Origin of the sequence: Pseudomonas asplenii (genome assembly GCF_900105475.1) — a bacterium.
Classification (GTDB): domain Bacteria; phylum Pseudomonadota; class Gammaproteobacteria; order Pseudomonadales; family Pseudomonadaceae; genus Aquipseudomonas; species Aquipseudomonas asplenii.
In genome coordinates, this window is the sequence record NZ_LT629777.1 from 3,343,797 (window position 1) to 3,367,452 (window position 23,656).

The 23,656-nt window shown below is 49.7% G+C and carries 21 protein-coding genes and 1 pseudogene; 9 read left to right on the forward strand and 13 right to left on the reverse strand.

Annotation, left to right across the window (positions count from 1 at the left end; genetic code table 11):
• Positions 1-38: 38 nt before the first annotated feature.
• The 5 genes from BLU37_RS29040 to BLU37_RS15395 all read right to left on the reverse strand — a co-directional run bounded on the left by BLU37_RS29040 (position 39) and on the right by BLU37_RS15395 (position 6,990).
• Positions 39-845: a hypothetical protein gene (locus BLU37_RS29040; RefSeq protein WP_154972624.1), complete on the reverse strand. Its 807-nt coding sequence runs from the start codon at positions 843-845 to the stop codon at positions 39-41.
• 29 nt (positions 846-874) lie between these two features.
• Positions 875-2,587 carry an ATP-binding protein gene (locus BLU37_RS15380; protein ID WP_090206230.1) on the reverse strand — a complete coding sequence of 571 codons (1,713 nt, stop codon included), beginning with the start codon at positions 2,585-2,587 and terminating at the stop codon, positions 875-877.
• Positions 2,588-2,830: 243 nt separating this feature from the next.
• Positions 2,831-5,407 (reverse strand): DEAD/DEAH box helicase, encoded by a 2,577-nt coding sequence (locus tag BLU37_RS15385; protein WP_172833023.1) that lies wholly within the window; start codon positions 5,405-5,407, stop codon positions 2,831-2,833.
• Positions 5,408-5,497: 90 nt separating this feature from the next.
• Positions 5,498-6,478 carry a HamA C-terminal domain-containing protein gene (locus BLU37_RS15390; protein WP_090206237.1) on the reverse strand — a complete coding sequence of 327 codons (981 nt, stop codon included), beginning with the start codon at positions 6,476-6,478 and terminating at the stop codon, positions 5,498-5,500.
• Between the two features lie 179 nt (positions 6,479-6,657).
• The gene (locus BLU37_RS15395) at positions 6,658-6,990 is read right to left on the reverse strand and encodes a hypothetical protein (protein ID WP_090206240.1); all 333 of its coding nucleotides are present in this window, start codon (positions 6,988-6,990) and stop codon (positions 6,658-6,660) included.
• Between the two features lie 247 nt (positions 6,991-7,237).
• On the opposite strand from BLU37_RS15395, the gene BLU37_RS29680 reads away from it, so the two are divergent.
• The gene (locus tag BLU37_RS29680) at positions 7,238-7,366 is read left to right on the forward strand and encodes a hypothetical protein (RefSeq protein ID WP_256898782.1); all 129 of its coding nucleotides are present in this window, start codon (positions 7,238-7,240) and stop codon (positions 7,364-7,366) included.
• Position 7,367: 1 nt separating this feature from the next.
• A complete protein-coding gene (locus tag BLU37_RS29240; RefSeq protein WP_172833024.1) occupies positions 7,368-7,520 on the forward strand; it encodes a hypothetical protein in 153 nt (50 codons plus the stop codon).
• A gap of 45 nt (positions 7,521-7,565) precedes the next feature.
• On the opposite strand, the gene BLU37_RS15400 is transcribed toward BLU37_RS29240, so the two are convergent.
• Positions 7,566-8,687: a hypothetical protein gene (locus BLU37_RS15400; protein WP_232000318.1), complete on the reverse strand. Its 1,122-nt coding sequence runs from the start codon at positions 8,685-8,687 to the stop codon at positions 7,566-7,568.
• A gap of 89 nt (positions 8,688-8,776) precedes the next feature.
• Positions 8,777-9,571 carry an NYN domain-containing protein gene (locus BLU37_RS15405; protein ID WP_090206246.1) on the reverse strand — a complete coding sequence of 265 codons (795 nt, stop codon included), beginning with the start codon at positions 9,569-9,571 and terminating at the stop codon, positions 8,777-8,779.
• 171 nt (positions 9,572-9,742) lie between these two features.
• On the opposite strand from BLU37_RS15405, the gene BLU37_RS15410 reads away from it, so the two are divergent.
• From BLU37_RS15410 to BLU37_RS15420, 3 genes are all read left to right on the forward strand, one after another.
• Entirely contained in the window at positions 9,743-10,873 is a 1,131-nt protein-coding gene (locus BLU37_RS15410) for a hypothetical protein (RefSeq protein ID WP_090206249.1), read from the forward strand.
• Positions 10,874-10,923: 50 nt separating this feature from the next.
• Entirely contained in the window at positions 10,924-11,958 is a 1,035-nt protein-coding gene (locus tag BLU37_RS15415) for a hypothetical protein (protein WP_090206252.1), read from the forward strand.
• 67 nt (positions 11,959-12,025) lie between these two features.
• Positions 12,026-12,886, forward strand: a complete 861-nt coding sequence (locus BLU37_RS15420) for a DUF5677 domain-containing protein (protein WP_090206255.1) — start codon at positions 12,026-12,028, stop codon at positions 12,884-12,886.
• Between the two features lie 188 nt (positions 12,887-13,074).
• Here the strand turns inward: BLU37_RS15420 and BLU37_RS15425 are convergent, their stop codons facing one another.
• The 4 genes and pseudogenes from BLU37_RS15425 to BLU37_RS15440 all read right to left on the reverse strand — a co-directional run.
• Positions 13,075-14,112, reverse strand: coding sequence for a hypothetical protein (locus tag BLU37_RS15425; protein ID WP_157696382.1), 1,038 nt, complete (start codon positions 14,110-14,112; stop codon positions 13,075-13,077).
• A gap of 64 nt (positions 14,113-14,176) precedes the next feature.
• The gene (locus BLU37_RS29335) at positions 14,177-14,707 is read right to left on the reverse strand and encodes a hypothetical protein (protein WP_191626835.1); all 531 of its coding nucleotides are present in this window, start codon (positions 14,705-14,707) and stop codon (positions 14,177-14,179) included.
• 140 nt (positions 14,708-14,847) lie between these two features.
• On the reverse strand, positions 14,848-14,994 hold the full coding sequence (locus BLU37_RS30130; RefSeq protein ID WP_456239027.1) for a DUF7693 family protein: 147 nt from the start codon (positions 14,992-14,994) through the stop codon (positions 14,848-14,850).
• A 293-nt stretch (positions 14,995-15,287) separates the two neighbouring features.
• Positions 15,288-15,895, reverse strand: a pseudogene (locus BLU37_RS15440) (histidine phosphatase family protein); the annotation flags it as partial.
• 138 nt (positions 15,896-16,033) lie between these two features.
• On the opposite strand from BLU37_RS15440, the gene BLU37_RS15445 reads away from it, so the two are divergent.
• The 4 genes from BLU37_RS15445 to BLU37_RS15460 all read left to right on the forward strand — a co-directional run bounded on the left by BLU37_RS15445 (position 16,034) and on the right by BLU37_RS15460 (position 19,669).
• Positions 16,034-18,292, forward strand: coding sequence for an nSTAND3 domain-containing NTPase (locus tag BLU37_RS15445; RefSeq protein WP_090206264.1), 2,259 nt, complete (start codon positions 16,034-16,036; stop codon positions 18,290-18,292).
• Between the two features lie 34 nt (positions 18,293-18,326).
• Positions 18,327-18,830, forward strand: coding sequence for a 3'-5' exoribonuclease (locus BLU37_RS15450; RefSeq protein WP_090206267.1), 504 nt, complete (start codon positions 18,327-18,329; stop codon positions 18,828-18,830).
• Positions 18,823-19,209 carry a hypothetical protein gene (locus BLU37_RS15455; protein WP_090206270.1) on the forward strand — a complete coding sequence of 129 codons (387 nt, stop codon included), beginning with the start codon at positions 18,823-18,825 and terminating at the stop codon, positions 19,207-19,209. The genes BLU37_RS15450 and BLU37_RS15455 overlap by 8 nt, the downstream gene beginning before the upstream one ends.
• Positions 19,210-19,300: 91 nt before the next feature.
• Positions 19,301-19,669, forward strand: a complete 369-nt coding sequence (locus BLU37_RS15460; RefSeq protein ID WP_090206273.1) for a histone-like nucleoid-structuring protein, MvaT/MvaU family — start codon at positions 19,301-19,303, stop codon at positions 19,667-19,669.
• A 278-nt stretch (positions 19,670-19,947) separates the two neighbouring features.
• On the opposite strand, the gene BLU37_RS15465 is transcribed toward BLU37_RS15460, so the two are convergent.
• Both BLU37_RS15465 and BLU37_RS15470 read right to left on the reverse strand, forming a co-directional pair.
• Positions 19,948-21,315 carry a DNA-processing protein DprA gene (locus BLU37_RS15465; RefSeq protein ID WP_090206276.1) on the reverse strand — a complete coding sequence of 456 codons (1,368 nt, stop codon included), beginning with the start codon at positions 21,313-21,315 and terminating at the stop codon, positions 19,948-19,950.
• On the reverse strand, positions 21,312-23,408 hold the full coding sequence (locus tag BLU37_RS15470; protein ID WP_090206279.1) for a RecQ family ATP-dependent DNA helicase: 2,097 nt from the start codon (positions 23,406-23,408) through the stop codon (positions 21,312-21,314). The genes BLU37_RS15465 and BLU37_RS15470 overlap by 4 nt, the downstream gene beginning before the upstream one ends.
• Between the last annotated feature and the right edge of the window lie 248 nt (positions 23,409-23,656).

The window sequence follows — 23,656 nt, forward strand, 5'->3', positions numbered from 1 at the left end:
AGTAGCTCTGAGCTGCTGCCGCTGCAAAAAAGCTGCAACTAAGGGTATATGGGCAGTTCTTCATTTGAGAGATACTCTATGAACTCTTCATTTTCGAGCACCGACAAGTAGAAGATATACTCCCAAGAGTTTTTAGTTGGGTACTCCAGCTCCTCGCACTTGGATTCGATAGCGTCAAACACATCCTGTCCTTTTCGTCTTCTAATACTTGAGTGGCGAATTAGTCTTATGTTTTCGGCTTTGAAAAAATTTACGTAGCGCTTTTCGATTTCAAGCTCTCGCATGTGTGAGGTAATAAGCTTGAGGCGCCAACCCGTCCAGCGTGGGTGAGGGCTTAAAATAAAAGACGGCTGATTAAAAGGTGGTGAAATCTTTAATGTCAGGATCTGAAACTCAGTAAACTTATGAAAATACGGATGAATAAAAAACTGGGGCTCTTTCTTATTTCCGGTTTTTTCACCTTTTAGTCCTTGGCACTTTGTGCACATTGGGCTTAAATTAGCTGGGGTTATACTAAAGTGAGGGTATTTCGCCTTGGGGAGATAATGGTCGAGGGTAGTTGGAGATCCTATATTTCCACAGGCCGGACAGAGCTTGAGTAAATGCTCATCTCGTAAGCTTTTTAGCATAATGCCCTGTGAAGATTCTTCGGCAGGGTAGTCATAAAGGTTTAAAAATTTAACCTTATGGGCATCAATTGCGGGCCATGTTGGAACCAGATTGGGAGTTCCACCATGCGTTACGTAGACTGAAACTCTCGACCTCCACTCTGCAGAGATGCTGTTGAAGTAAGCGCGATTAATTCCATTTTGCCGCTCTTGGATAGCCTTATCAAGCATTTGCATGCTACAAAAGTCAGGCTTAGTTAATCGCATCACCATTGATCGTTACCCAATGCTTTAATTTGAATGACCATTTCGTCGTTGAGTTCGTCACGACACTCTTCCAGTAACTGCTCAGCCGACCCAAAAGTCTCGACTTGTTGTTTAATCCATTTTTCAAAAGGCTTTGAAGTGTTTTGATCATTAAAAACATATGAGCTAATTCGTTGATTATCACCTCCAAATGTTTGAAATGGGGGGTTACTGATCGTAAGCCCGTCCCTGGTGCGCTCGAGTACGTGGACGCAATCAGCAGGCATTTCCCGTACGGTCACGACTGAATGCGTAGCTAATAGTGCTTTTGAATTAAATTCTGCTAGAATTTCCTTTAGCATTTCTATGAACTGTATTTCAAGGGTAGGGTGAAGAAAAAGCTCCGGTTCGTCAACGAGGATCAAACTGCTTCTTCTAATTATTCCGAGAATATTAATTACGATGTACGTGAATAGTCGTTGTCCCGAGCTAAGTTGAACTGGTTCTCCGTTCTTGAAGAACGTTAGTCCGTCATTTATTTCAACGTACTTTCTTAGGCCTGTAACCTTTAAGTTAGCGACTTGCGCAGAAGCTATCGGGATAAAGGTCTTCTCAACTCCATTGATGGTGGTCGTGAGATACAATGGATCGCTTAGTGGTGCGCTGTCAGTATAGAATCTGCTAGCCCTGGTATATTCGCTGACGCAGACGGCAGCAAAGTCAAAGTCAAAGGCAACCCTCAAAACCCTCTCTGCGACCTCGATTTTTTTTACCCACTTAGGGACATTTATATACAGCTTGTCGTGGTCAAGGCAGTCTAGAAAAGAAGTAACTGCGTTTCGCTTTGGAACTGTTTGGGATAGCCTGATTTTGCCCTTTTCAGCGCTCCCTTGGGTGGTAGCTCTTCCTCGGAACCCAAAGTAACGATATGCATCCTGATCTTGGAATTTTCTCCCGTGAAGATCAACGGGAAACTGTTCGAATGGACTATATGACACTACTACTACTTGACTCAGATTTGGCTGCTTGACAAAGCCGGTCTCCCCAGTTTCATCTTTATCTATCCAGCTTTTTACGATCTGATGAAGTAGTTGCGATTTACCTGATCCATTCGCTCCAATCAGGACGTTTATATCGTGGGGAAGTGGGCTATCTGATTGGTATTTTAAGCTAAGAAGAGACGTCTGATTGAAAACGTCGTGGAACCTAAATCCCAAGTCAAGGACTGCAATATCTTGTTTTGCAAAAATCTTCCATGTGTCTAGGTAAGATTGGATTGCGCCTCGTTCACGCTGTAGAGAGTCCTTGAATCCTTGGCTTTGGATAAGATCCAGAGAATCTGCATCTTGCTCGACTCTAACTAACAGGCTGGCGTCTCTGAGCTTTTTAGCAATTTTTCTGGTCGGTGCCGTGCCAAGTAGAGCATCGAGCTGTTCGTAAAAACTTATTTCTACCGCGACCGAAATATATCGTGTGTCAGGTATCGGGAATTCGCCATCCCAGCCGTTATCTAACAAAGTTTTTAAGTGACTTCTGGTAGATTTCGCGTCCTCGACGAGGATTTTTATTGAACCTAAGTTGATGGTCTCTCCGTCGACTCTACAGCTTGTCATAAAAGTTGTGCCGTAGCCGTAATCGTCCCAGTCATTAGATAATAATTCAAGTATGTCCTCATCACCTTCAGGCACATATCTAGAACGACGACTTGCTTTACCTAAGTATATAACTTTCATTATGTTCCTTTTAATGACGAAAGAGCGTTTAGGTCATCGAGTCGGTTCGGATGAAGAAAAAGCCCACGGACAAGCGTTATAGGCATTATTTTTGACTGGCCTCTTAAGGCGCTGTCGGTCGTGACAATCTCATCTCTGATTTTCTCAGGGTCGATACTCCTGCCTCTGCGAGGTGTAATCTAAAGCTCTTACATCAACTTGAGTGTATCTTAAGAGGAGAAGGTTGGGCTCCTCTTAACCACATTATCGACTAGGAAAGCTTCTTTCATCGCGTTGTTTGGTAAGTCCTGAGCGCTCGAGATATCTGCGCAGTAGCGGCGATAGGCGAGCAGTATTAAACTTCCTCAGCCATTCCTCTAGATTTTCTACATCTTTTGGAAGATCTTTTCGCAGTTTGAGAGCAATGCTACGATTGATTCCCAAAGACATAAGCTCAAGAACTCGGGGGTCGTAACTACCCAGCTCAATCATTGATGGGAGGCTTAGGAAGTATGCTAAGGTTTCGTGCTCTTCTTCTGGTATGCATGCCTTTGTGATGTCACCCCATAATGAAAAATATTTCACAAGCTTGAATGTTATGTTGCTGCTGATGTTTTGAGTCACATGCCTGGCAGCTTTGTCGACTTTGTTGCGACCGTCCGATTCTTCTGAGTTATTCTCAACAAGGGATTCGCCAAACCCTGTGTAAGCATTATCTAAGTATTTTTCGATGAAATATCTATGCGATTTTCCGGACATCCATTGGAATGCATCATAAATTAAGTTTCCAATGCCTATGTAGTCACCGAAACGAGAATTAACTTCAGATTCTATAAAAAATATCCGGTCGAGTTTCTTGGCAATCTCTTCAAATTGTCCGTAGAAATTTTTGTCCTCAAAGTCAATCTCGTCCGTTGGAGTAAATGCTCTTCGAGAGTTTGGGTAGCTGGTTGGGATCCAGGCGTAAGGATCTTTTTTAATGCTTCGGTACAGCTCTTCCTGAAGCAACGGGTCAACGTAGGGGTTTTGCCTGAGTAAATCAAGAGGGATGGTAAGTTGAACCTGGATGTTGAGAAGCTTCGATTCCAGCTGGTCACGCTGGTGATCTTGTAATTGTGCCGTATTCAAGATTCTATCGTAATGGACTTTGTCGGAGACGAATAAATGCCTCAGGTAGCATATAGTCGTGTATAAATTCGGACTCTCAAGGTCTGCAAGTATTTGCTCCCTGTCTGAGTCTGCAAGCCGAATTATTGAATCGGTATGCTTCTGGAGGACAGAAGTTGTATTAGGCTTGATCTTTGTCTTGTCATTATTGGTGAGCCTCTCTTCACCCCACTCTTCGTCTTTTACCTCCAGGCAGTACACTTCACCGTATAAATTGGTGCTAATCCTACCTGCTCGACCGATCAAATTTTTGAATTCGAATGGCGTTAATGGAGTGGTATCATTCTGGGGAGTAATAATAATTAGTTTGTCTGCAGGGAGGTTTACACCTTGCAAAAGGGTAGATGTACATACCAAGTTGGTGATTTCGCCTTGAGAATATAAGTCCTCGATTTCTATTCGCGCGATGTCAGGAAGGCCAGCATGGTGAAAGGCTACGCCTTTTTTCAGTGTCCTTATCAGTGAGTAGTCGGGGTGAATTTCTTCAGCTAAGAACTCAATGAGCTCTGCAATCGCCTCAGACTGACAACTATTTGCTCTGATCGAACTAGGTAGCTTAAGAGCCCAATTCTCTGCGGTTGTTTTTCGTGGTGCGAAAATAATGCAGCTTTCATCCTGCTTGAGGTTCTGCAGAAATGCGGCGATTGCTTCCCCTTTCTTATTTTTTGCTTTGGAAAATAGCTTTTTATTTAATATCGTCTGTCCAGATAATACGTTTCCCGTTTGACTAAAGATTCGGTACTCAGCTGAAAGACTCTTGGATAGAAATGTGATCGCAGCTCTAACCTGGAATACTGGGGTGGCGACGGTTGTCTCGTCCACAAGTTCGAGCCCTGACAGCTCTTTTAACGGTGTAACGATATCCTCAATGAATGGCCCAGCGAATATGAACTGGCTTTGAGGGAAGCGGGAAACTAATCCATACAGGCAATTCTCGAAAACCATGCCTCGGCCTTCGGCCTCTAAGTTATGAATTTCGTCAATAAATATGATTGAAGGGCTTTTTAGTGTCTTATCTTGGAGGAGTTTGTTGCAACGTTCCGGTGTTAAAACGAAAATTATGGACTTTTCATAGTTTTCGGGTTGGCGATAGGTGGTATACACATGTGCGAGGTCTTTCAGGTCTGCCTTGAAATCCATGCTGACCTGGTTGATAAGGGCTTTAGTAGGTACCACGAAGACTGCGATGGCAGCATTGGCGGTGAGTCTTTCTACAATATACCTTCTTATAATGAATGATTTCCCTGCAGAAGTCGGTGCGGAAATTGCAACATTTGAACCGCTTTGGATAGCCGACCAAAGTTTCGCTTGGTAGTCTGTGAACACAAACTCTCCCGAGCTTTTCAGGTTGTGCGTCAGCCTTCCTCTGGTTGATCCAAGCTCGACATCAAGCAATGTCCCAAAGCTATTATCATATCTACCATTGTTGAAGATGTTAGGAACGTGCTTACTGGACAGCAAATTTCCAGATCTTGATTGAAGAACATAGCACGCACGCTGGTATGCCGGGTTTTCCGGAGCATACAAATGAAGTAGTGCGCCGAAAGAGTTGGCTAGGTTCTTCAACGCGTCAGAGTTGCCCAATGCTATGATTGAGGCAAGCCAGGTTGCGTGCTGAAGCCTATCAACCGGAATACGAATCTGATCGTTCGCTGCCCCGTTCTGTTTGCTCAAGAACAAGTGTCTTAACAGTTGGTCGTACGTGGCCACAAAATCCACGTCGCGGGACGCTTCCATTGGCAAGCTATCTGAGTCTCGAGACATCTACTTATTCTTCCTTGACGCCTTCGGCTTCGCTTCCTTATGGGGCTCTTTATACTCGAGGCCGTGAATTTGTTTGAACAATGTTTTTTTAAACTTTTCGACACTACTCATCGGAATCAGGAAAAATTCCATAAACAGCTTTCTAAGCTCTGCCTGAGTTTCAAGGCGCCCTCTGATATTGGCTATGGCCTCGGAAGAGTGGGCTAATATCCATTCGGAGATTAATTCTTCTGCGTGATCTCTGTTAGTTGCTTCTTCTTCAATTTTGTCAATTTTGGCATCATCGTAAATCAGAAGAACAGGGAAAATCTTATTGCAGGATTGATATTCTTCAGTTCCGGGGCGGAAAGCTTTAAAAAGGGCGTTTGCCTGAGCTAGGTTGAAATTTTTCGATATGTTGGATCGCGCAATGAATAGCTCGTGATCAAAAGAACTCGCCATATGGTCTTGATTGAACCGATCTACCGAGTCTAATGAGCTGCTTATCGCGCCACTTAGGCTTTGGTAGATTTTTGATTCGCCGATCAATATTGCAAGGTTGTCACCTCGTGTTCCAAAAAATATGCCATCACCACCTTTGACTTGGTCGTTCACGTTAGTCAGGAGCGTGAGTTTATGGCATACCATTGGAGTCTGAAATATTGCTTCAACCAAAAGGTAGAGGATTAGCTCTCCATATTTTCCGTCTTTTACCGGGTTGGTGTTTCCGAAGAAGCTCGAGGCTTTTGGATAGGCAGTGATCTCTTCGTTTTTGAATTGCTCAAGTGTCCGCTGATCAAATACGTAGTTTTCAATTCTATTGCCTACGTATTCTGCGAACGCAAGACTTTCCTGCCGGTTACCTGAAAACTTCAGAGACAGCGCATGAGCCTTAATCTTGAGGTCGACAACCTCTGGGATTCGATGAAAAAATTTGTCTACCCATTCGGTCTTTACCGTGAGGTGCTCACTCCACGTGATACCTTCGAACAGCTTCTGCATCTGAATCCCTTCTGGATGGTCGCGTCATGCCAGAATGATACTACAAGATTTTCGTTAGGTAACTGCCGCACGACCCCATGAAAGACAGGACATCGCTTCCCCTTGAGATAAGGGTTTGTGATTAACGGCAACGATAAGGGCAGCGACCTGCTTGCCCACAAACCTACCAGTTAACTGTCCTACATCGATTTCACCGCAACCACTTCCACGTATCGATATCTTTTCCTAGCTGCCTTCACTGCTTCGTGCTCGGCCAGGAGGGTACTCAACGTATCTGTCTCGTGGGTCATCTCGAATGTTTTGCCCTCAAACTCGTTACCGACCTGCATCGTTACTCGGAGATGAGGGGTGAACGCTTTCGCGACCTTCCGTTTCGTCAGCGGTTTTGCCGGTGGTGCTGCTGCTATATCGAGTATCGGTGTCGATACTGGGGATATAGTCACTTGTGTCGCCGGCGCAGGGCTGCCGAAGAGGGCTCGGCGCATCTCTTCTTCGGTCAAATCTGTGTTCATGAGGTTTCTCGTGGGAAGGGATGTCGCGGGACTGATTCTAGCATTGCATGATGCAGTGCGGATGTTGGGCCTGCCGAGCCGCTAGCACTCCCTGAGGGGGGCAAGCCGGTGCGGATTCCGGGCGAACTGACGCTCGGGTGAGCAAATTTCCTTCCCAGTTCCCTATTGGTTCGCGGTCAATCCTTGAAGAATGAAGTCGTCCTAAGGCAGCCGCCATAGGGGTTAACTCAGCTTGCGAGGCAAAACTATGAGCACCAAAAGCGACGATGACAACCGGGCCAACCAACTCAACGACAACAACGACGCGTACTGGCAATCACGCGGATACGACGAGCGCCCAGAAGATTGGGAAGATCGCTCTGAGGAGGAGAACTGAGATGGCCAACACACCTAAATCGCCCAAAGATGCTAACTCTGATCGGAAGAATCCTAATCGTGGTGCACTAGGAACTAATGCAGTCTGGGATAAGGCGCAAGGGAATCGCGGCAAGCAACTGAATCCGAATCAAGGCGGCGGTAAAGGCTCCTGATTGATGTTCATCAGATATCGAGGCTGCACAGATGCAGTCTCGGTCTCAGAGCGGACTCATAGGTTTTCCAAGCGCCTCGCGGGCAATGCGATACTCCTGCCTATAGGCATCCATGATCCCCACGATGTGAGTTGCTTCGACACCGAGTGTGTTGAGTGCGTATAGGGTCTCAGTAAGCGTTTCCCCTATGCGAAGAATTACAGCTTGCATCCAAGTGTCGTAATCTCGACCTTCTGGGGACTCACCTGCAAGCAGCGCCTGCTCCACCGTCACTGCATTCGCCAGGCTGCATAAGGTTTCGAATTTTGGTCGCCCCTTTCTACGTTGCTCCCAATTCCTCAATGACCTGATGCGCGAGCCTGGTTCTTTCTGCTCTGCATCGTGACGATCCCACAAATTTCCCAGGAATGTGATTGCTCGCTGTTTGCCTTGCCATCCTGCCCGTTTAGCCAACTGCTCGAGGGCTCTAGTTGTCGGGTTGTTCCACTCGCCAGAGACCGGATCGATGGCAGGTAACAGGCTATCAAATGGAATGATGTCCTGCATGCCGTCATGCTGAATCATCTCCCCGATATCTATGACGATATCTGCGACAAGCCACGCAAGGATGCGTAAAAGGACGGCAAGCCTGTCCACAACGACAACGTGCTGGACGATCTGGTCATTTTCGGCAACCTCTTCTGCAGGATCGGAGTTCAGCCTGGCGTGTAAAACTGCACGCACAGCAGAGCAGCCGAAGCGGTCAACCAGTGGTGAGTCGGCGTATGCGCAAAGCTTTTCGAAATGCCCCTTGTCAGAGTGCATATCAACGGCATTGAGAATTTTCGCGTTCTGGACGAAATCCATCCAGAAGCCCCGTGCCGTCTGGTGAATGAAGAGAGAGCTGTGGAAGAGTGAGTGCCATGCCTCGCCCGTTATCCAGACATAGCCCTGTCGGGCTTGATCAACAAGAGCATGAAGCATTAGCTGATGTGGCGCTTCCCTAAGCAGACGTGAAAGCATTCCCCGAGCCGGAACCCGTTGCGGCTCCTTCAGCAATCTTGAAAGCGTTTTGTCCACCGGCAGGTGGGGCCTGTGAACTCTTGCTGCACGCATCAGCTCTAGAAGAGAGGTATTAAGCAGCTTGAGAACGGCATCGAAGGGAATCAGCAGGGCATTGTTGTTCACACCCCGAAATGTCCTTTGCCCGTCTAGCCCTTCAATGTAATCGCAGAGCGTTTCGACGGTTACAATGGGTGGCACGGAGGATGGACTCATCATTTGCACTGCTGTTTGTGTCGCGCGTACATGGCAGCGCTGCCACCCGTTGCGCCGCGCGCCTGAATTTCGAAGGTGTGCGGATAGCCTTTGATTAGATCGCTTAGCTTCTTGTATCCGTGGGTGCGAGGATCAAACTCTGGCCGTAGCTTTGTGATATTTGCGCCCAGCGCACCCAGGTGTGCCCAACCATCTTCATCAGCGATATCGTCCAGAATTTTCGCGATGAATCCGACCGGTGCCTTCGGCTTCTTTGTTTTCTCCATCGCGGCAGGTTTGACGGCGTCTGCAGGCAGGCTCGGGTCGGGAATTGGTTCTTCGTTAGCCGGCGTCAGGCCGTCCTCGCGAAGCAGCTCGATGTAGACGAATTTGTCGCATGCGGCCACGAATGGCCTTGGTGTTTTCTCTTCCCCGAACCCATATACCGTGAGTCCTTCTTCGCGTAGGCGAGAGGCAAGGCGGGTGAAGTCGCTATCGCTGGACACTAGGCAAAACCCATCAAAACGCCGGGTGTATAGCAAGTCCATTGCATCGATGATCAGCGAGCTGTCCGTCGCGTTTTTCCCTTTGGTATAGGCGAACTGCTGGATTGGTTGAATCGAGTGATCGAGAAGGACTTTCTTCCAGCCGCCTAGCTGTGGGCCAGTCCAGTCGCCGTAAATGCGCTTGACGCTGGCTACGCCATACTTGGCGATCTCTTCGAAGAGGCCCTCAACGATTGCTGCTGGAGCGTTATCAGCGTCGATTAGGACAGCGAGGTGCTTTTGAGCATTGGAGGCGGTGTGAGTGGCCATGGATCATCCTTGAATGAAAGCATCACCTTACCACTGCATGCGCGATGAGATAGGGTTATGGGACAACGCCGATGCCATAGTTAGCCTAGCAATCAGCTGCCACCCAGTGTCGTCCTGCCACCATATGGTTCGAACCACTGGATGGTTTTAGCATTTAATTGGAGCTTTGATATGCCGTTGACCGCTTTCTCCGTTTCCCGCCAGCAGGAACTGGATGTGGATCAGTTGCTCCAGCTTTTTGCTGACCAACACCAGCGACCGAAGCTGAAGCGCTCTGAGCCCATTCCGGAAATCTGGAAGCAGGTCATTCACGCTGATGTTGAATGCCCCGCGTGCTTTGCGAAGGGGGCCGAGCTGGTTCGTGCCACCAGTTCCAAAGTCACTGGGGAGGCCATCAAACAGGCCTACTTCCGGTTTCCAGGTGGTCATCATGTGTTCTGCGACTTTGCCGCTCTGTCACCTGGGGAGGCTCCGGAAGGCTTGGTGCAGTTCAGCTCAACTGCTCGCGATGGTTTGTCACGGGCAGTCCGAGATCTGGTATGCAAAGGTATTCACCTAGGACTTCTTGATCAGGCGAGGATCAGGAGCATGCGTGAATGGTTCCATAATAAGAAAGCAAGTGCAGGGTTTCAGGTAACTCTCGATCCCAAGGTTTTCCAGTGGGTAGCGGCGGTGCAAGCGGCTGCCTGGCCTGTGCGGTATCAGCCGCAATGGCTGACCATAAGCAACGAGCTTCTGGGAGTACCAGGCTTCCAGATGAAGACGGCGATGGAGGTGATGCTATGTCGTCGTCACGAATCGCTACTGACTTTCCTGAGCGAACGTACAGTGATGCTGAGGCCTATGGTGAGTCGAATTGAAAAGCTCCTGAACGCCAACAGTTCGAGGGTCGTGTTCGATCCAACCATCCTGAAGGTAGAGTACGGCGCGACCTTTGAGCTCTCTCGCTTTATTTCCAACCATTATCATCCGATTCAGAAAGCACTTGGCAGGAGCTACGTCGATGTCAAGGCGTGTAAGCCGCTCATGGCGTTTACCGCTCTTCTGCTTTTTTTGAGCGACTGGGATCTGAATAAAGCGGCCTCGCTTTTTGCCCAGATCGCCAGCTACCGAGGCGATGCCGACCAAAATCTGGGTAATGTCATGGGTCTCAACCCATTCCATGATTACGATTCTTGGGCGGCGCTAAAGGTGCTGCAGGAAATCCCTGTTCAGGAGTACGAGGCTTACGATCTCGACCACCGCCCCAAAGAGTGGATGATTGAAGCGGAGGCCGCCTTGGCAATGGGCCAGTCGTTTTAAAGAGTAGAAATTTACTAAAGTTGCTTGGTGCGGTTCAGGGAAAACATACTGTGGAGATTCTGCTGGTAGCTTTCAAAATTGTCGGGATTCTGATGTCAGGGGTTCTCGGCGTCTTGAGTAGTGTCTTGAAAATCAGAGATGCCTCTGGGCAGTTGACGATTAAAGGGAAGATTTTTATCGCTGGTAGTGTCGCTGGCTTGTGTATTGCTCTGATTTCGCAAATTCTGGAGACATATATTCAACGTCAGTCACAGGCTGTCTCGCAGGCGGAAAGTTTGGAGTCTGCTCGAAAACTTCAACAAATCATGTTCGACCTGAACCGATCTCTTCAGCCGCTTGGGAAATTCAGTGTATTTGTTTATAAGGCGGATGTGTCATTGGATGATCCTGCTTTTGATGGATATAAGGAAAGGTTGAGGAAGGCAATAGAAATTTATTTGCGAAAAGGTCAGCGGGAGCGAATGAAGGAACGGGATATTTCCGCTCCATTTGGAATTGGGCAGAAAGAAGATGGCTATCGACCATCCTACGTTGAGGTTGAGCCCGGTGGTAAATATTATCCTTCTACTAAGGATGGCAAGAAGATAAGCTCAATGGTATTTCCCCTGTGCTATCGTTTTGTGTTTTTTAAAGATCCTATCGAAGCCTCTGATTATCATCCTATAAACCATTTCGGTAAGGGGTTGGGCGATTTGCGTGCAGATAACTTTATGCCAAAGCCCTTTCCGCTCACAAAAGACTTAGTAACTGGTGCTTATTCGATTACTGGTCGTTTGGAGTTCCGCACTTGGGAGGATGTCAGTGGGAAGATTTTTTCGATCCCCGATCTCCGTGGGTCGCAGCTTCTGGTTTCTACTTGTGGTAAACCTATGCGCAGTTGGACGTGGCAAGGAAGTAAGAAAGTTTATCACAATCCTGTTGATACTAAGTTCGAGCTTGGTTCGATGAGTCTCCAGTTTGATAAGCGAAAGGCAAATATTTCAAAGGAGGAGCTAAAGCGGTTTGAAAGAAAAGGTGAAGTGTATTGGGAGTATCGATTTCCAACGACTCAAGAGGGTCTGGCTAAATTGTTCAGTGGCTCTTGATGACGGTAGTCAAGTACAAACTTCCTCAGGATCAAGAACCTTAACTCATTTCATTTGAGGATATCCAATGCCATCGACTGGCCGCACTCCGTCTCAGCGCGATCCAGAACAAGACTTCGCCGCCCTTACTGAGCTGTTTGCGGCGATGATTGAATCACAGTACGGCCAACCCCTGACACCGGATGACGCCTGGGTCAACTATGCCCAGATTCTGGCGGTGAAGCTGTTCAAGCAGGCGTGCTCGGTCAGAGTGCTCATCAACACGACTCAGCTGAATTTCCAGGATGGTAAAGAGATCATCTTCGTGGATCATTCCTCCGCTACGATCCTTGCCCGGGCCTGCCTCGAAACCTTCATTGTGTTCCATTGGATTTTCCAGAGCCAGGATCCCGGCCTGAGGAAATTCCGGCAGGGGGTTTGGCGGTTGGGTGGTCTCAGAGATCGGCTGAGGCTGCACCCGTCAACAGAGCAGGCCAAGGAAACGATTGATGCCACACGACTACAGGTTGCACAGCAAGTCGCTGAGATCGAGGCCTCACCGTACCTTGGAGACTACAAGCCGGAGCAAGCAAAGCGGCTGCTTAAGGGGGAGTGGAGGGTAGGATGGTCGTGGACGGACGAGGCGGTGAGGGCGGGCTTCAATAAGAAGTATTTCCAGAACGTGTACTCCCATTTCTGCGGGTATGCCCATAGCTCCTACATCAGTTCCATGCAGATGGGGGAAGCGCAGTCGTTGGAGGATCAGCGGATGCTGGCTATAGTAGCCTTGCAGACCTCCGTGCACGTCATGGCGAGAACGGTGGCGTTCTATGCGGAGCTGTTCTCAAGAGGCCGGGCTATCTTGGAGTCGGCGCCGGCAGAGGCTCAGAAGGCGGTCTACTTCTGGGGCTTCACGAGTGAAGATATGGATCACCTTTTTGACGAGTGATAGTGGGGAGGGCAATGCCGCTTCGCGGCCGGACTGTCGTAAACGGAGCCTCTGCGTTCCGAATCGTCTCGGCCACTTTCGAGCTGACATTCTTTACGCCTTCGGCCTTCCTGGCCGGCGCGCTCCGCTTGCTACGAAAGCCCTTTAACAAAGGGCTTGTTACAATCTGCGAAAGAATAATCAGTGCCTTAAGGGTTTGAAGTGTTGCCCTCTTGCGCTCCCCACATCAGTCTGTGGGCTCGAAAGTTTGGATGGAAAAATACCTTGTAGAATATGTTTCTTTTTTCTGCAGCAAATACTCCGTCGCGGATCGTATCGAATTTTGGATGTGATGCTTCTTGTTTGTTAAAATCAAAGTCCGCCAAGGTTCCGGCAATGTAGTCAGGAACTCTAACGAAGCTATCGTAAGCGAGTTCTCCTGCGGCTTCGGGCTTTGTTAGAATTAATTTTCCTTTAGGGTCTATGTTACTGTTTACACAAAAAATGTGGTAAAGGTTGCTGACTTGCTCAAGCAAGTAGTCGCCTATAAATTTATGCTTGAACGTAAGCATGCTGTCACGGTCTGACAGCCAGGCTATAATTTCAACATTGGCCCTTTCGCTTATTTCTGTAAGCAAGTAAGCAGCTAGGCTTGCGATAATCTCAATATCTCGGAGTATGCGTAAATTTAATTTTGATGACTTGACAAGTTGCTTGAGCTGCTTTAGCTCTTTTATGGTTTTTTTATATTTCTCTTTTCCATTTGGTGTTGATGTGCACCAGCATTCAAGCATGTCAATCATGGCGTCAATTCGGCTTATGTGATAGAGCTTTTCATCACTGTGCATTCGGCGCTCACGGTCTAGTATCAAGGTGATATTGAAGACCGGCCCTTCTTTAAGGAATGAAATGAACGTATCATTTACTGACCTTACTTTTTTAAGGTCTGATGGAGCCATTATGTTTATGCAGTCTGACATTGTCTCAAAGGATGCTAGATGCGGGAAAAGAGAGAATGTTACTACATCGCTATTTTTTTTTGAGTCATAAAAGGCATAGTCTGACGATAGAATCCACTTTTTAGTTTCTTCATGTTCTTTTATGAAGTCGTCAAGAAGCTTTGCACCGCTTTGCAAGAAGCTATTGTTAAAGTGGGTAATGGACTCATGGATGCCGAATCCAAGCAGGGGCTGGTCAGGATTGGCTTCCTCAAGAGAGTGCGGCTTCATAAATTTTGAAAAATCCATTGCTAGCCCAGTTTGGCGTAAAAATTTCGGATGGTTAAGCCCGCTTTATGTTGGCAAAAAAACTTTATTTTTTGACGTTACGCAAAAACTGGTAGTCACTCCTCGCACCCTTGCGGCTGATCACATTGGGCCACTGACCATACCATCTCCATTGGATCTTGAGATCCTCTTTCTCGTTATTGTCCATCTCGTAGCCCTGTCCGCCCCTCCTAGCGTCTTCAAGATCATCCTCTGTATAGAGGTTGAAATACTCAGTAGCTGTGTAGGATGAAGTCTCGGTGAAAACGTTGCCCATTCCGCATGCTGAAAGCCTGGAGAACCCGCTGATGGTCAACTGACAAACTACACATTCAAACGTGGAGGGCAGCATGCCTTGACGTTGAATCACCTCGTCATCCCCGATTGGCGCGTCGACGGTTCCAATTGGGTCACCGTTCAGCAGCCCTGGGGAGTGACAAGCTGGGCATTCCTCTCTGTGACCGGATTGCGTGCCATCGATGTCCTCATGGACGTCCACTGATCGCAAGCGGAGCGCGCAGGCGCGCGGATGGAAGCCCGGAGGGCCAAGACGCGGCGGTTCAGCAGCTTGGTTCACGACAGCCGGCCCCTGTTAGGACGCGCCCTCAGCTCCCCACGCTATTTGAAGGCGTTTCAGCATCCGTTCTAGAGTTTGATGCTCCCACGTGCTAAGCAGAGCTATAGGGTCAGTGTGTATCGATTTCCCGAGTCGAACGACTAATGCCGTCCATCCGGGCTCACGCACCCTTCGCAGTAATCAAGCTCATCACAGTCGTTGAAGATCGTCACGCTCCATCCGTCGATGTCGACCGTGAACATCCCGGCATGAAGCTTGTCCCAAGTTTGAGCGCATACTCTGACCATCGCGCGTCGCCCGAAGATGGCATCGCGTAGTACCTGGCACACCTCTCTTGCTGAGAGCTCTCCCGCAGTGCTTCCACTATCGCTATCTACTTGGGGTGAAGGAGCTGCCCCCTGACCCCATTCAGCCTTTGCTCAGTGTACATAGCCGAGTCATCATCCAGTTGCAGTGGATAGCCTTTAGCCGAGAACTCCTGGGCCCGCTCTTCAACTAGCAAGCGCTCGAGATCACGAACCGCTTGGTAGGATCTGCCAGGTACGCGATGGGTGACTTCAATTTGCTGCTCACTACGGCATATTTTCCAGCCGGTATCCTCGCGATACTTGGATAGCGTGTAACCAGAACAGTTGGGCACGTGGTTAGCGATTTCATACTCACGCCAGTCGGCCATCGCACGGCCATCGATTCTCTGCGGAGTGCATTCAATCAGCCAAGCCACTGCATTGATCAGTTGCCCGTGTGAAAATACCACGATGTCTTGAGCAGGATGATCCGAAAGGCGATCCAGCAGAGACTGAGCTCGGGATATGAAGTCCAGAAACGATTCTGCACCCAGCCCATCCCTGAATGCAGGATCGGATCTCGACCAGTACGCGTCGACCCACTCACGCCGTTGGGCGACTGTCGTATCCACACACCTACCTGGCTCGAGATACGTGAACTCCTGAGTAGGCCAAGTCTCAAGCGGGACGGCTATGAACTTTGCCACCGTAGCCATAGCTGTTGACGCAGCTCAAGAGAAGGGAGAGGTAACGATCAGATCGGAGCAGTGCGAAAGGAGCAGGCCACCAAGTACGCTTGCTCAACCCCTTTCGGCGTAAGAGGAATTGTGGCGTGATCCAGGCTGGCATCGCCAGCGTTGGCAGCGCTTTCTCCATGGCGGATCAGCCTGACCTGTCTCATAACCAAATATCCTCCAATTCAATCTCGCCCGTAGGTGAGTAGGTGCGGTTTCTGCTACCACAACCCCGGCATTATTGCAGTTCCGCTATGATGGCTTTCTGTCCTACCTCTGGATTTTGCTGCAAGGATCGAATGCCCATGACGCCCCCAAGATACGACCTTCATCTCTTAGGTTGGCATAGTTTTCAGCAACTGTGCATGGCAGTAGCCTCAACAGTTTTGGGTCAAACAGTCGAGACGTTCCTTGAAGGAAATGACGGAGGCCGCGATGGTGGGTTCAAGGGAACGTGGTCTCCTCAGCCAAACGAAGTGTATGCAGGCGAATTCGTCATCCAGTGCAAGTTCACATCGCGCCGTGATCACAATCTCACTCTATCTGATGTGACTGGTGAGATTGTCAAGGTGCGCAGACTCGTCGCCAAAGGAAAGTGTGATGTCTATGTCCTGATGACAAACGCAAGCTGGACAGGGGATAGCAACCTCAAAATACGGTTGGCGTTTGAGGATGCTGGGGCCAAGCACGTGCTTTTGCTGGGCTCTACCTGGATCTGCGAGAAGATCCAGCTGAACAGTGATCTGCGCATGAATGTGCCCCGACTCTATGGTCTTGGCGACCTTAGCCAGATCTTGGATGAGAGACGGTACAAGCAGACGAAGGCGTTGCTGACGGAGCTTCCCGACCTTTCAAAGCTCGTGGTGACGGGCACCTATCGCAAAGCGCTTCAAGCCCTTCAGCAGCATGGCTTTGTTCTGTTGGTTGGAGAGCCCGCAGCAGGTAAGACAACGATTGCCTCACTCATGGCCATGTGTGCGATGGACAAATGGGAAAGCCTAGTATTGAAGCTGGAGAGGCCTGAGCAGATAAGAGATCACTGGAATACTGAAGAAGCATCGCAGCTGGTATGGGTTGATGACGCCTTCGGGGCCATGCAGTACGAGGCAGACTTGGTGATGGAGTGGAACCGGATTCTTCCGGCTCTCACGACCATGATCCGAGGTGGGCATCGGATAGTTCTGACCAGCCGTGACTACATTTACAACAGCGCACGACGTGACCTCAAGAAAACAGCATTTCCTCTGATGGAAGAGAGCCAGGTTGTCATCGACGTGAAAGAGCTGACCTCCCAGGAAAGGTCAGAAATCCTCTACAACCATGTGAAGCTTGGAAACCAACCACAGCGGGTTCGGACGGTCTTGAAGGAGTTTCTTCCTGCAGTGGCAGCTCACAGTCGGTTCGCTCCCGAGACTGCTCGGCGCTTGGGGAGCATTGAATTCACAAAAGCGCTAAAAATTGACCAGAAAAATATCGACGAATTTGTCGCGAAGCAGGAGCGATGGCTCGTCGAGACGATGCAGGGAATGGATGACGAGAGCCAGGCCGCACTTGCTCTTCTCTACATGAAGCATGGAGCAATCGAAAGCCCGGTGAGTCTGTCTAGCGGCGAGATGCAGACAATTGAGAGGTTGGGCGGTAGCCAGGCCGGGTGTATCCGAGCTCTTGAGAGCCTCCGGGGAAGTTTTCTTCAGATGGCAGATACAGCTGATGGACGTTTCTGGCGATATAAGCATCCTACGATTGGGGATGCGTTTGCGTTGATACTCGCCCAGAGTCCTGAACATCTGCAGATCTTTGTGGATGGAACACCGATTGAGCGGTTGATGGAACTGGTGACATGCGGCAACGTAGGGGTTCAAAACGCTACAATTTTGCCTTCAAGTATGTTCGCAGAAATCGCGAACCGGTGCTGTGAATACGTTGCATGCGAGGGCGACATGGAGCGCACCAGGCGGGGAAGGCTGTATTCTTTTCTGCAGCGCAGGACAAATGACGTGTTCTTGGATATCTACTCGAAAACTGATGAAAAGCTGCACTCCAGCTTGGTTCGTGACTTCGCGATAAACCTGTTCACGAGGTCGTCTGATCTAGCGCTCCGCCTGCTACGGCAAGGGCTTTTACCTGAGTCAGCACGAGAAGCGATTTCCACCAAGATTCGGGACTTTGTCTTTGATCATGATGAACTCGGGCACATCTACGATAACGAGATGCATGAGTTTTTCACTAGCCACGAGCGTGAAGAATTCTACAGCGATATACAGAAATATGTGCTGCCTGACCTGGACAGGGTTCGCAAATCCCTGCAGGAATCGTATTGCTACGAAAACGATCCTGATAACCACTTTTGTGATTTTATTGATGAGCTAGAGGGTATTTACGCGGCCTTTCCGGAATGGCCCGGTATCGAGGATGTGCTCGATACCCAACGGCGTCGAGTTGACGATTGGGTGAGTGAGGTCTCGCAAGAGCGGTATGAGGAGCCAGCAGTCGGACGGAGCGATTTGATTCGGCCATCTGCAACGGGTGGAGGACGTGACATCTTTGACGATGTAGATCTCTAAACTAGGTAAAAAGGTAAGGGCTACGGAGGAGAGGATGAAGCTATTCCTGGACTGTGAGTTCACTCAGCTCAACCGAGACACGAAGGTGATTTCCTTGGCCCTAGTCTCTGAAGCCGGCCATGAATACTACGTCGAGCTCACAGACACGTACGTGACTCAGGACTGTAGCGACTTTGTAATTCAAAACGTCCTGCCACAGCTTGACCTGTCACTGCATGGGCAAACTCTGTCCGAAGCTCAAGCATCACTGCTTGCTTTTCTGACCGACCTTGAAGGCCCGCTCGAGATTTGCTCGGACGCTCCGGATTGGGACTGGGATTTCTTTTGCCAGTTGGCGTACGTAAATCACCGTTGGCCAGCTCACGTCACCAATCGCTCAACCAACCTGACCCTGCTATTCAGGCATCTAGAAGCGGATGATATCGCCAGCCTGACGCTGCCAGAACTTCCACATCACGCGCTGCTGGATGCTCGCCTCTTATCCAACCGTTATCGCCGACTCACTGCCGGTTCAAATCGAGGCACTGAAAATGGCTGATGATCTTCGTGCGCGTGAGTCTGTCAGGCGCAAAGCGCTGTGGACGCTGTCGCACCTGATGCCAGGCGATCCGAAGGCCGCCGCGATTTTGGATGTTCTAGACGGCATCGAAGGCCAGGAGCGCGTCGACCTGAACCATAGTCATCCAGGCCTTGTTATCGATGCTGCTCGTAAAGCAGTTCAGATTGAGCGTCATAGCTCAGGCATCAACATTGTGAACGAGGCTAGTATTCCGCAGCCTTGGCGTGAGCGCTTTCTGCAAGCGAGCATCGGATCGACGCGCTTGGTCGATGGCCCATACGCCCATGACTGGGACAAATTTCTGGCTCAGTGGCAGGTTGAAATGCGGCACCTGGATGCTCACAGGTATGCAAGGTGAGCGCTTCAGCGTTTAGCATCAGACGAACCTTCGATTGTCCACATTTGACGGCACTGACTATACTGCCACCACTGGATATCCGAGGTGCTCCATGTCCCGTCTTGCTGAATTCCGTGCGCTTGAACAGCAGCTTGCTGCCCAATTGGCCGAGCTTGAAACACTAAAAAACGATGATGGCCTGAAGCGCGAGATGGAGTTCGAAACGAAGCTCCGTGATCTGCTAGGTGAGTATGGTTACAGCTTGCGCAACATCATCGCCATCCTGGATCCTCAGCCCAATAACCACCGCGCCCCAGTTGCTGCTGAGACTAAGAGCACCCGCAAGGCTCGCGCAGTTAAGGTCTACAAGAATCCTCATTCGGGTGAAGTGGTTGAGACCAAGGGTGGGAACCACAAAGTCTTGAAGGAATGGAAAGCCGAACATGGCTCCGATACGGTCGAGAGCTGGCTGGCCCAGTAAAGCTTTTGAATACAAATCGAGCTCTCTAGGAATCCTCCGGACAAGTCTACTTTTCGTTCGGAGAGCCCGCTGGAACCCTTAGTTTTACAGGGGGCTGGACAGTTCAAAACGACTTGTTCGGAATTTCTTAAAGTCCGTTTTGTTGGATGCTAAATGCATTACTGATTGGGCTCGAGGTGTTCCGTGGATCAGTGGCGATTCAAGGTACGTCATCATGTCTACTCGAAGTAATCCGACTGCTCATCGGATCACTCGCCCAACGATACGGTCATGAGCCATCAATCCAGCTTGAACCCCATCTGCCCATCGGATGAAGGGTCTAAGTTCTTCCCTGTGCTGCCCTCGAATTTTCCGACATCCAACGACTGGAACCGAACAGGGTTTTTCAGCTTTTGAACGTGTCTTTCATCGACTGATTGCTTGAGCCATTCAGTCAGCTGTTTCTTTGAAATACCCCATTGCTCGCTTAGCTCCTCAGCGGTTGCTGGACTATCCCGGAATGCCATCTTCCTTAGAAAAAATTGATAAAAACTCAGGTCGCCAATAGCTATAGCGTGAGTCGAAGCAGAATTAACATTCTGACTACTCCTACCATTATCTTGGGAGAGTTCGTGTGTCGCCTCCTCTCGAGGAGGATCCGATCTGACGGATTCTTCTTCAGAGATAGACGCATCTTGGTCAGTTGGTGCTAGCTCCGGCACCATCTCTGGGTCAGCCCCTAGCTTAGCTTGGGCACTCAGCGTGTGCACATCCACATGCTCCGCTGCTGATTCCAGCCATTGCGCACCTTGTACTACCAACGCGTAATTTCCGGATTCCGGTTTCGTATCTCGCTTAACCCACAGGGGCACCCAAGCTTTTTTCAAGTTTTCGATGGCACCGTTCCAGGTTCCGCCTTTGGTTTCGGAGCGAACGACCACTGCAGCTTGACTCAGGCAGTAAATGTATTTGTTCCTAGCCATCGCATTGCCGGCGTTGAATCCGGCCTCGGGAAAAAATGGTGAAACCAGTACCAGGTTGTTGTTCATCAACCCATTCCGCCATTTGCTGGCTAGCGCTGCAGACAAAAGGCTATCAGCCATAATACCGATTACAGTTCCTTCTTCGTTCAATCCGCCCTGCATCGCAGCTTCATCGACGCCCCGAGCGCCACCCGAGACTACGGTCATGCCGGCCATCGCGATGCGCTTACCTAAAGATGTGGCGTATGCAAGGTCGGCATTATCCGCCTTACGTGCACCGACAACACCAATTCCACGTTGATTCAGCAGTCGCGGATTTCCACAGCCGAAGAGTATCGGTGGCGCGCTGTTACGTAGGTGATGCTTGAGCGCCTTAGGATAGTCAGCATCTGATCGAGTCAGCACCCACAATCCAGCCCGGCTCCACTTCTCCAAAGCCAAGGCCAGCGCATGGCCTCGCTCGAGCAACTGCTCAATACGCAGCAAGGGTATTTTTTCATCATGCCAGCCCTCAAGGACAGCATGTGGCTCAGCAGTCACTAAGTCCGCAGGCGTCTTCCCTTGCGCGTTTAACCATTGGGCAAATCGTCCCCATTCCGTCGGAGATAGCGGTTTGGCATTACCTACAGATTTTGAAAAATAAGACGTTAGTAGGAGGATCGACTGAGTATTGGTATTTATCATGCGTTGCTTGCCGTAGATGAGATTGCCAGCGGGTAGACGTGTTCGCTGCCCGCTTGTTTGAGCAGTGCGGCAATGACAGTCATTGTCCAGCCTGAATCGATCATGTCATCAACCAGCAGCACCGGGCCAGGAGGAATATGTGCATTGACGGCGAACACACCATCTAGATTCCGACACTGGTGGAAGCGATTGTTTTGCCACTTTTGTGGCTCGTTTTGCCTTACCTTGATCACACAATTGACGAAGGGAACCCCTAATGCATTCGCCAAGCGCTGAGCAAAGTTAGGTACTAACGTTGGATGTCCTAGAGAAGGCACGCAGCACAACCACGTAGGTTTAGGATTCGGTTGCCAGCGCGATTGAATCATTTCTGCCATGGCTGAAACCAGAGCATCGTCAAAATGGCCAAGCTCCTTGCCGTTGGCAGCTAATTCTCCCCAGCCTCCATCACGCCATTGTGAAAGGACTCTACCTTCAGCCGCCTGTATGTTGAGAGGGAGGTTGGTCGGGAAGCCGTAATGCTCAAAGCCTCCCTTGGCGATTTGCTTCTTGGGCTTGATTGGAAGCTCGGCATGGCGAATAAAGGTAGCGGCTTGATGCACCAATCTACCGTCTACTTTACTTGATACCAACTCCCTCTCTAGGCAGCGCACGCATTTCCCGCAAGCATCATTTTCCGCGTCATCCAATGCATGTCGTAGGAACGCCATAAGGCACCTTGGTTCATTTAAGTATGCCAGAACCTGCTGCCATTCATGCTCGCGTAGCTCCGTAAGCCTGTTAACACGATTCTGATCCAGCTCGTAATGGATTGGGGTGCGTAGCCATTTGCTTTGGTGCTTGATGAGTGGCGCTGGGCTTTCCACGCTCAGGAGCTTGAGAATTTTCTCAATCTGCCCATGGGAGAGGTTGCTGTGCTCTTCTAGCTCACGAATCGTCAGCCCATTGGATTTCGCTAGGACACTGAGCAAATGATTGACCTGACCTGCGGGCGGAAAAGCAGCGCGTCTAAAAAACGCATGAATTTTCTCGTCCTCCTCCCCAGACATGAGCAAGCCGAGTGAGTAATCGATTGCCCGTCCTGCTCGACCGACCTGCTGGTAGTAGGCAACAATCGAGCTAGGTGCCTGATAGTGAATTACGAAGCCGAGGTCGGGCTTGTCATAGCCCATACCTAACGCGGTGGTCGCCACAAGCACTTTGAGCTTGTTTGCCAGCAGTTCATCTTCTAGGTGCTGGCGATATTGATCGCTATTGCCAAAGTCGGGGTGGGCCACATCACTATGGTAGGAAGCAGCGTCGATTCCGTTAGCTCGAAGCCAGCGGGCGACCTGCTCACTATCGCGCTGGGTGAGCGCATAAACGATGCCCGTTCCAGCTAAGGTTGGGATGGTTTGCGCTAACCATGCCAGACGGCTAGCTTGATCAGGCATGATCAAATTTTGTAACGCCAAACTTTCGCGAGTCAGGGCGCCACGGATAATGTTTATATTTCCAAACTGAGCCTGAATATCGTCCACCACCCGTGTGTTTGCAGTCGCAGTTGTTCCCAAAACGGGCGTATTAGCGGGGAGAAAGCGCAGAATGTTGACAATACGCCGGTAGTCGGGCCGGAAATCATGCCCCCAATCGGAAATGCAGTGCGCCTCATCGATGACCATCAAGCCAATGCGATCTGCTATGGGCTGCAGAAAGCTTTCCATGAAGCCGTCATTCGCTAGCCGCTCTGGCGAGATTAGTAGGCAATCTACTCGGTTGGCTTGCACATCCCGGCGGGCATTTTCCCACTCGTGAGTATTGGTAGAGTTGATGGTAACGGCGTTGATCCCGAGCCGCCGAGCCGCGTCGATCTGGTTGCGCATCAGGGCTAGTAGTGGCGATATGATTATAGTTGGGCCTTGCCCTCGATCACGCAGAATTCGCGTGCTGATAAAGTAAACAGAGCTCTTACCCCAACCAGTGCGTTGAACGACCAACAGTTTCTTGCGATGGTTGACCAGAGCATCAATCGCCTCCCATTGCCCATCCCTAAACGCAGCGGCTCCGTTGTTGATGGCGACTTTCAGTAATTTCTCTGCATCGTTCCGTTGCATAGCTTAAGTCCTTTTGATCAACCCTTCACAAGAATCGGGTCAAGATTTCCTACGGGAGAGGGTTAGCCCTCGAAGAGGTTTGGATGACGTCTGCAGCGCAGTTTACGAAACTCCGGCATTAGGAACACCCTATGGCTTTGCCTCTTGGCGCCACTGATTGGAAATGCGGCGCAGCATTAGATATGTTGAATGATACCGGCCTGATGCGTGCAGATGACTTCGACACGGAGGCATAGCACCCTAAAAAT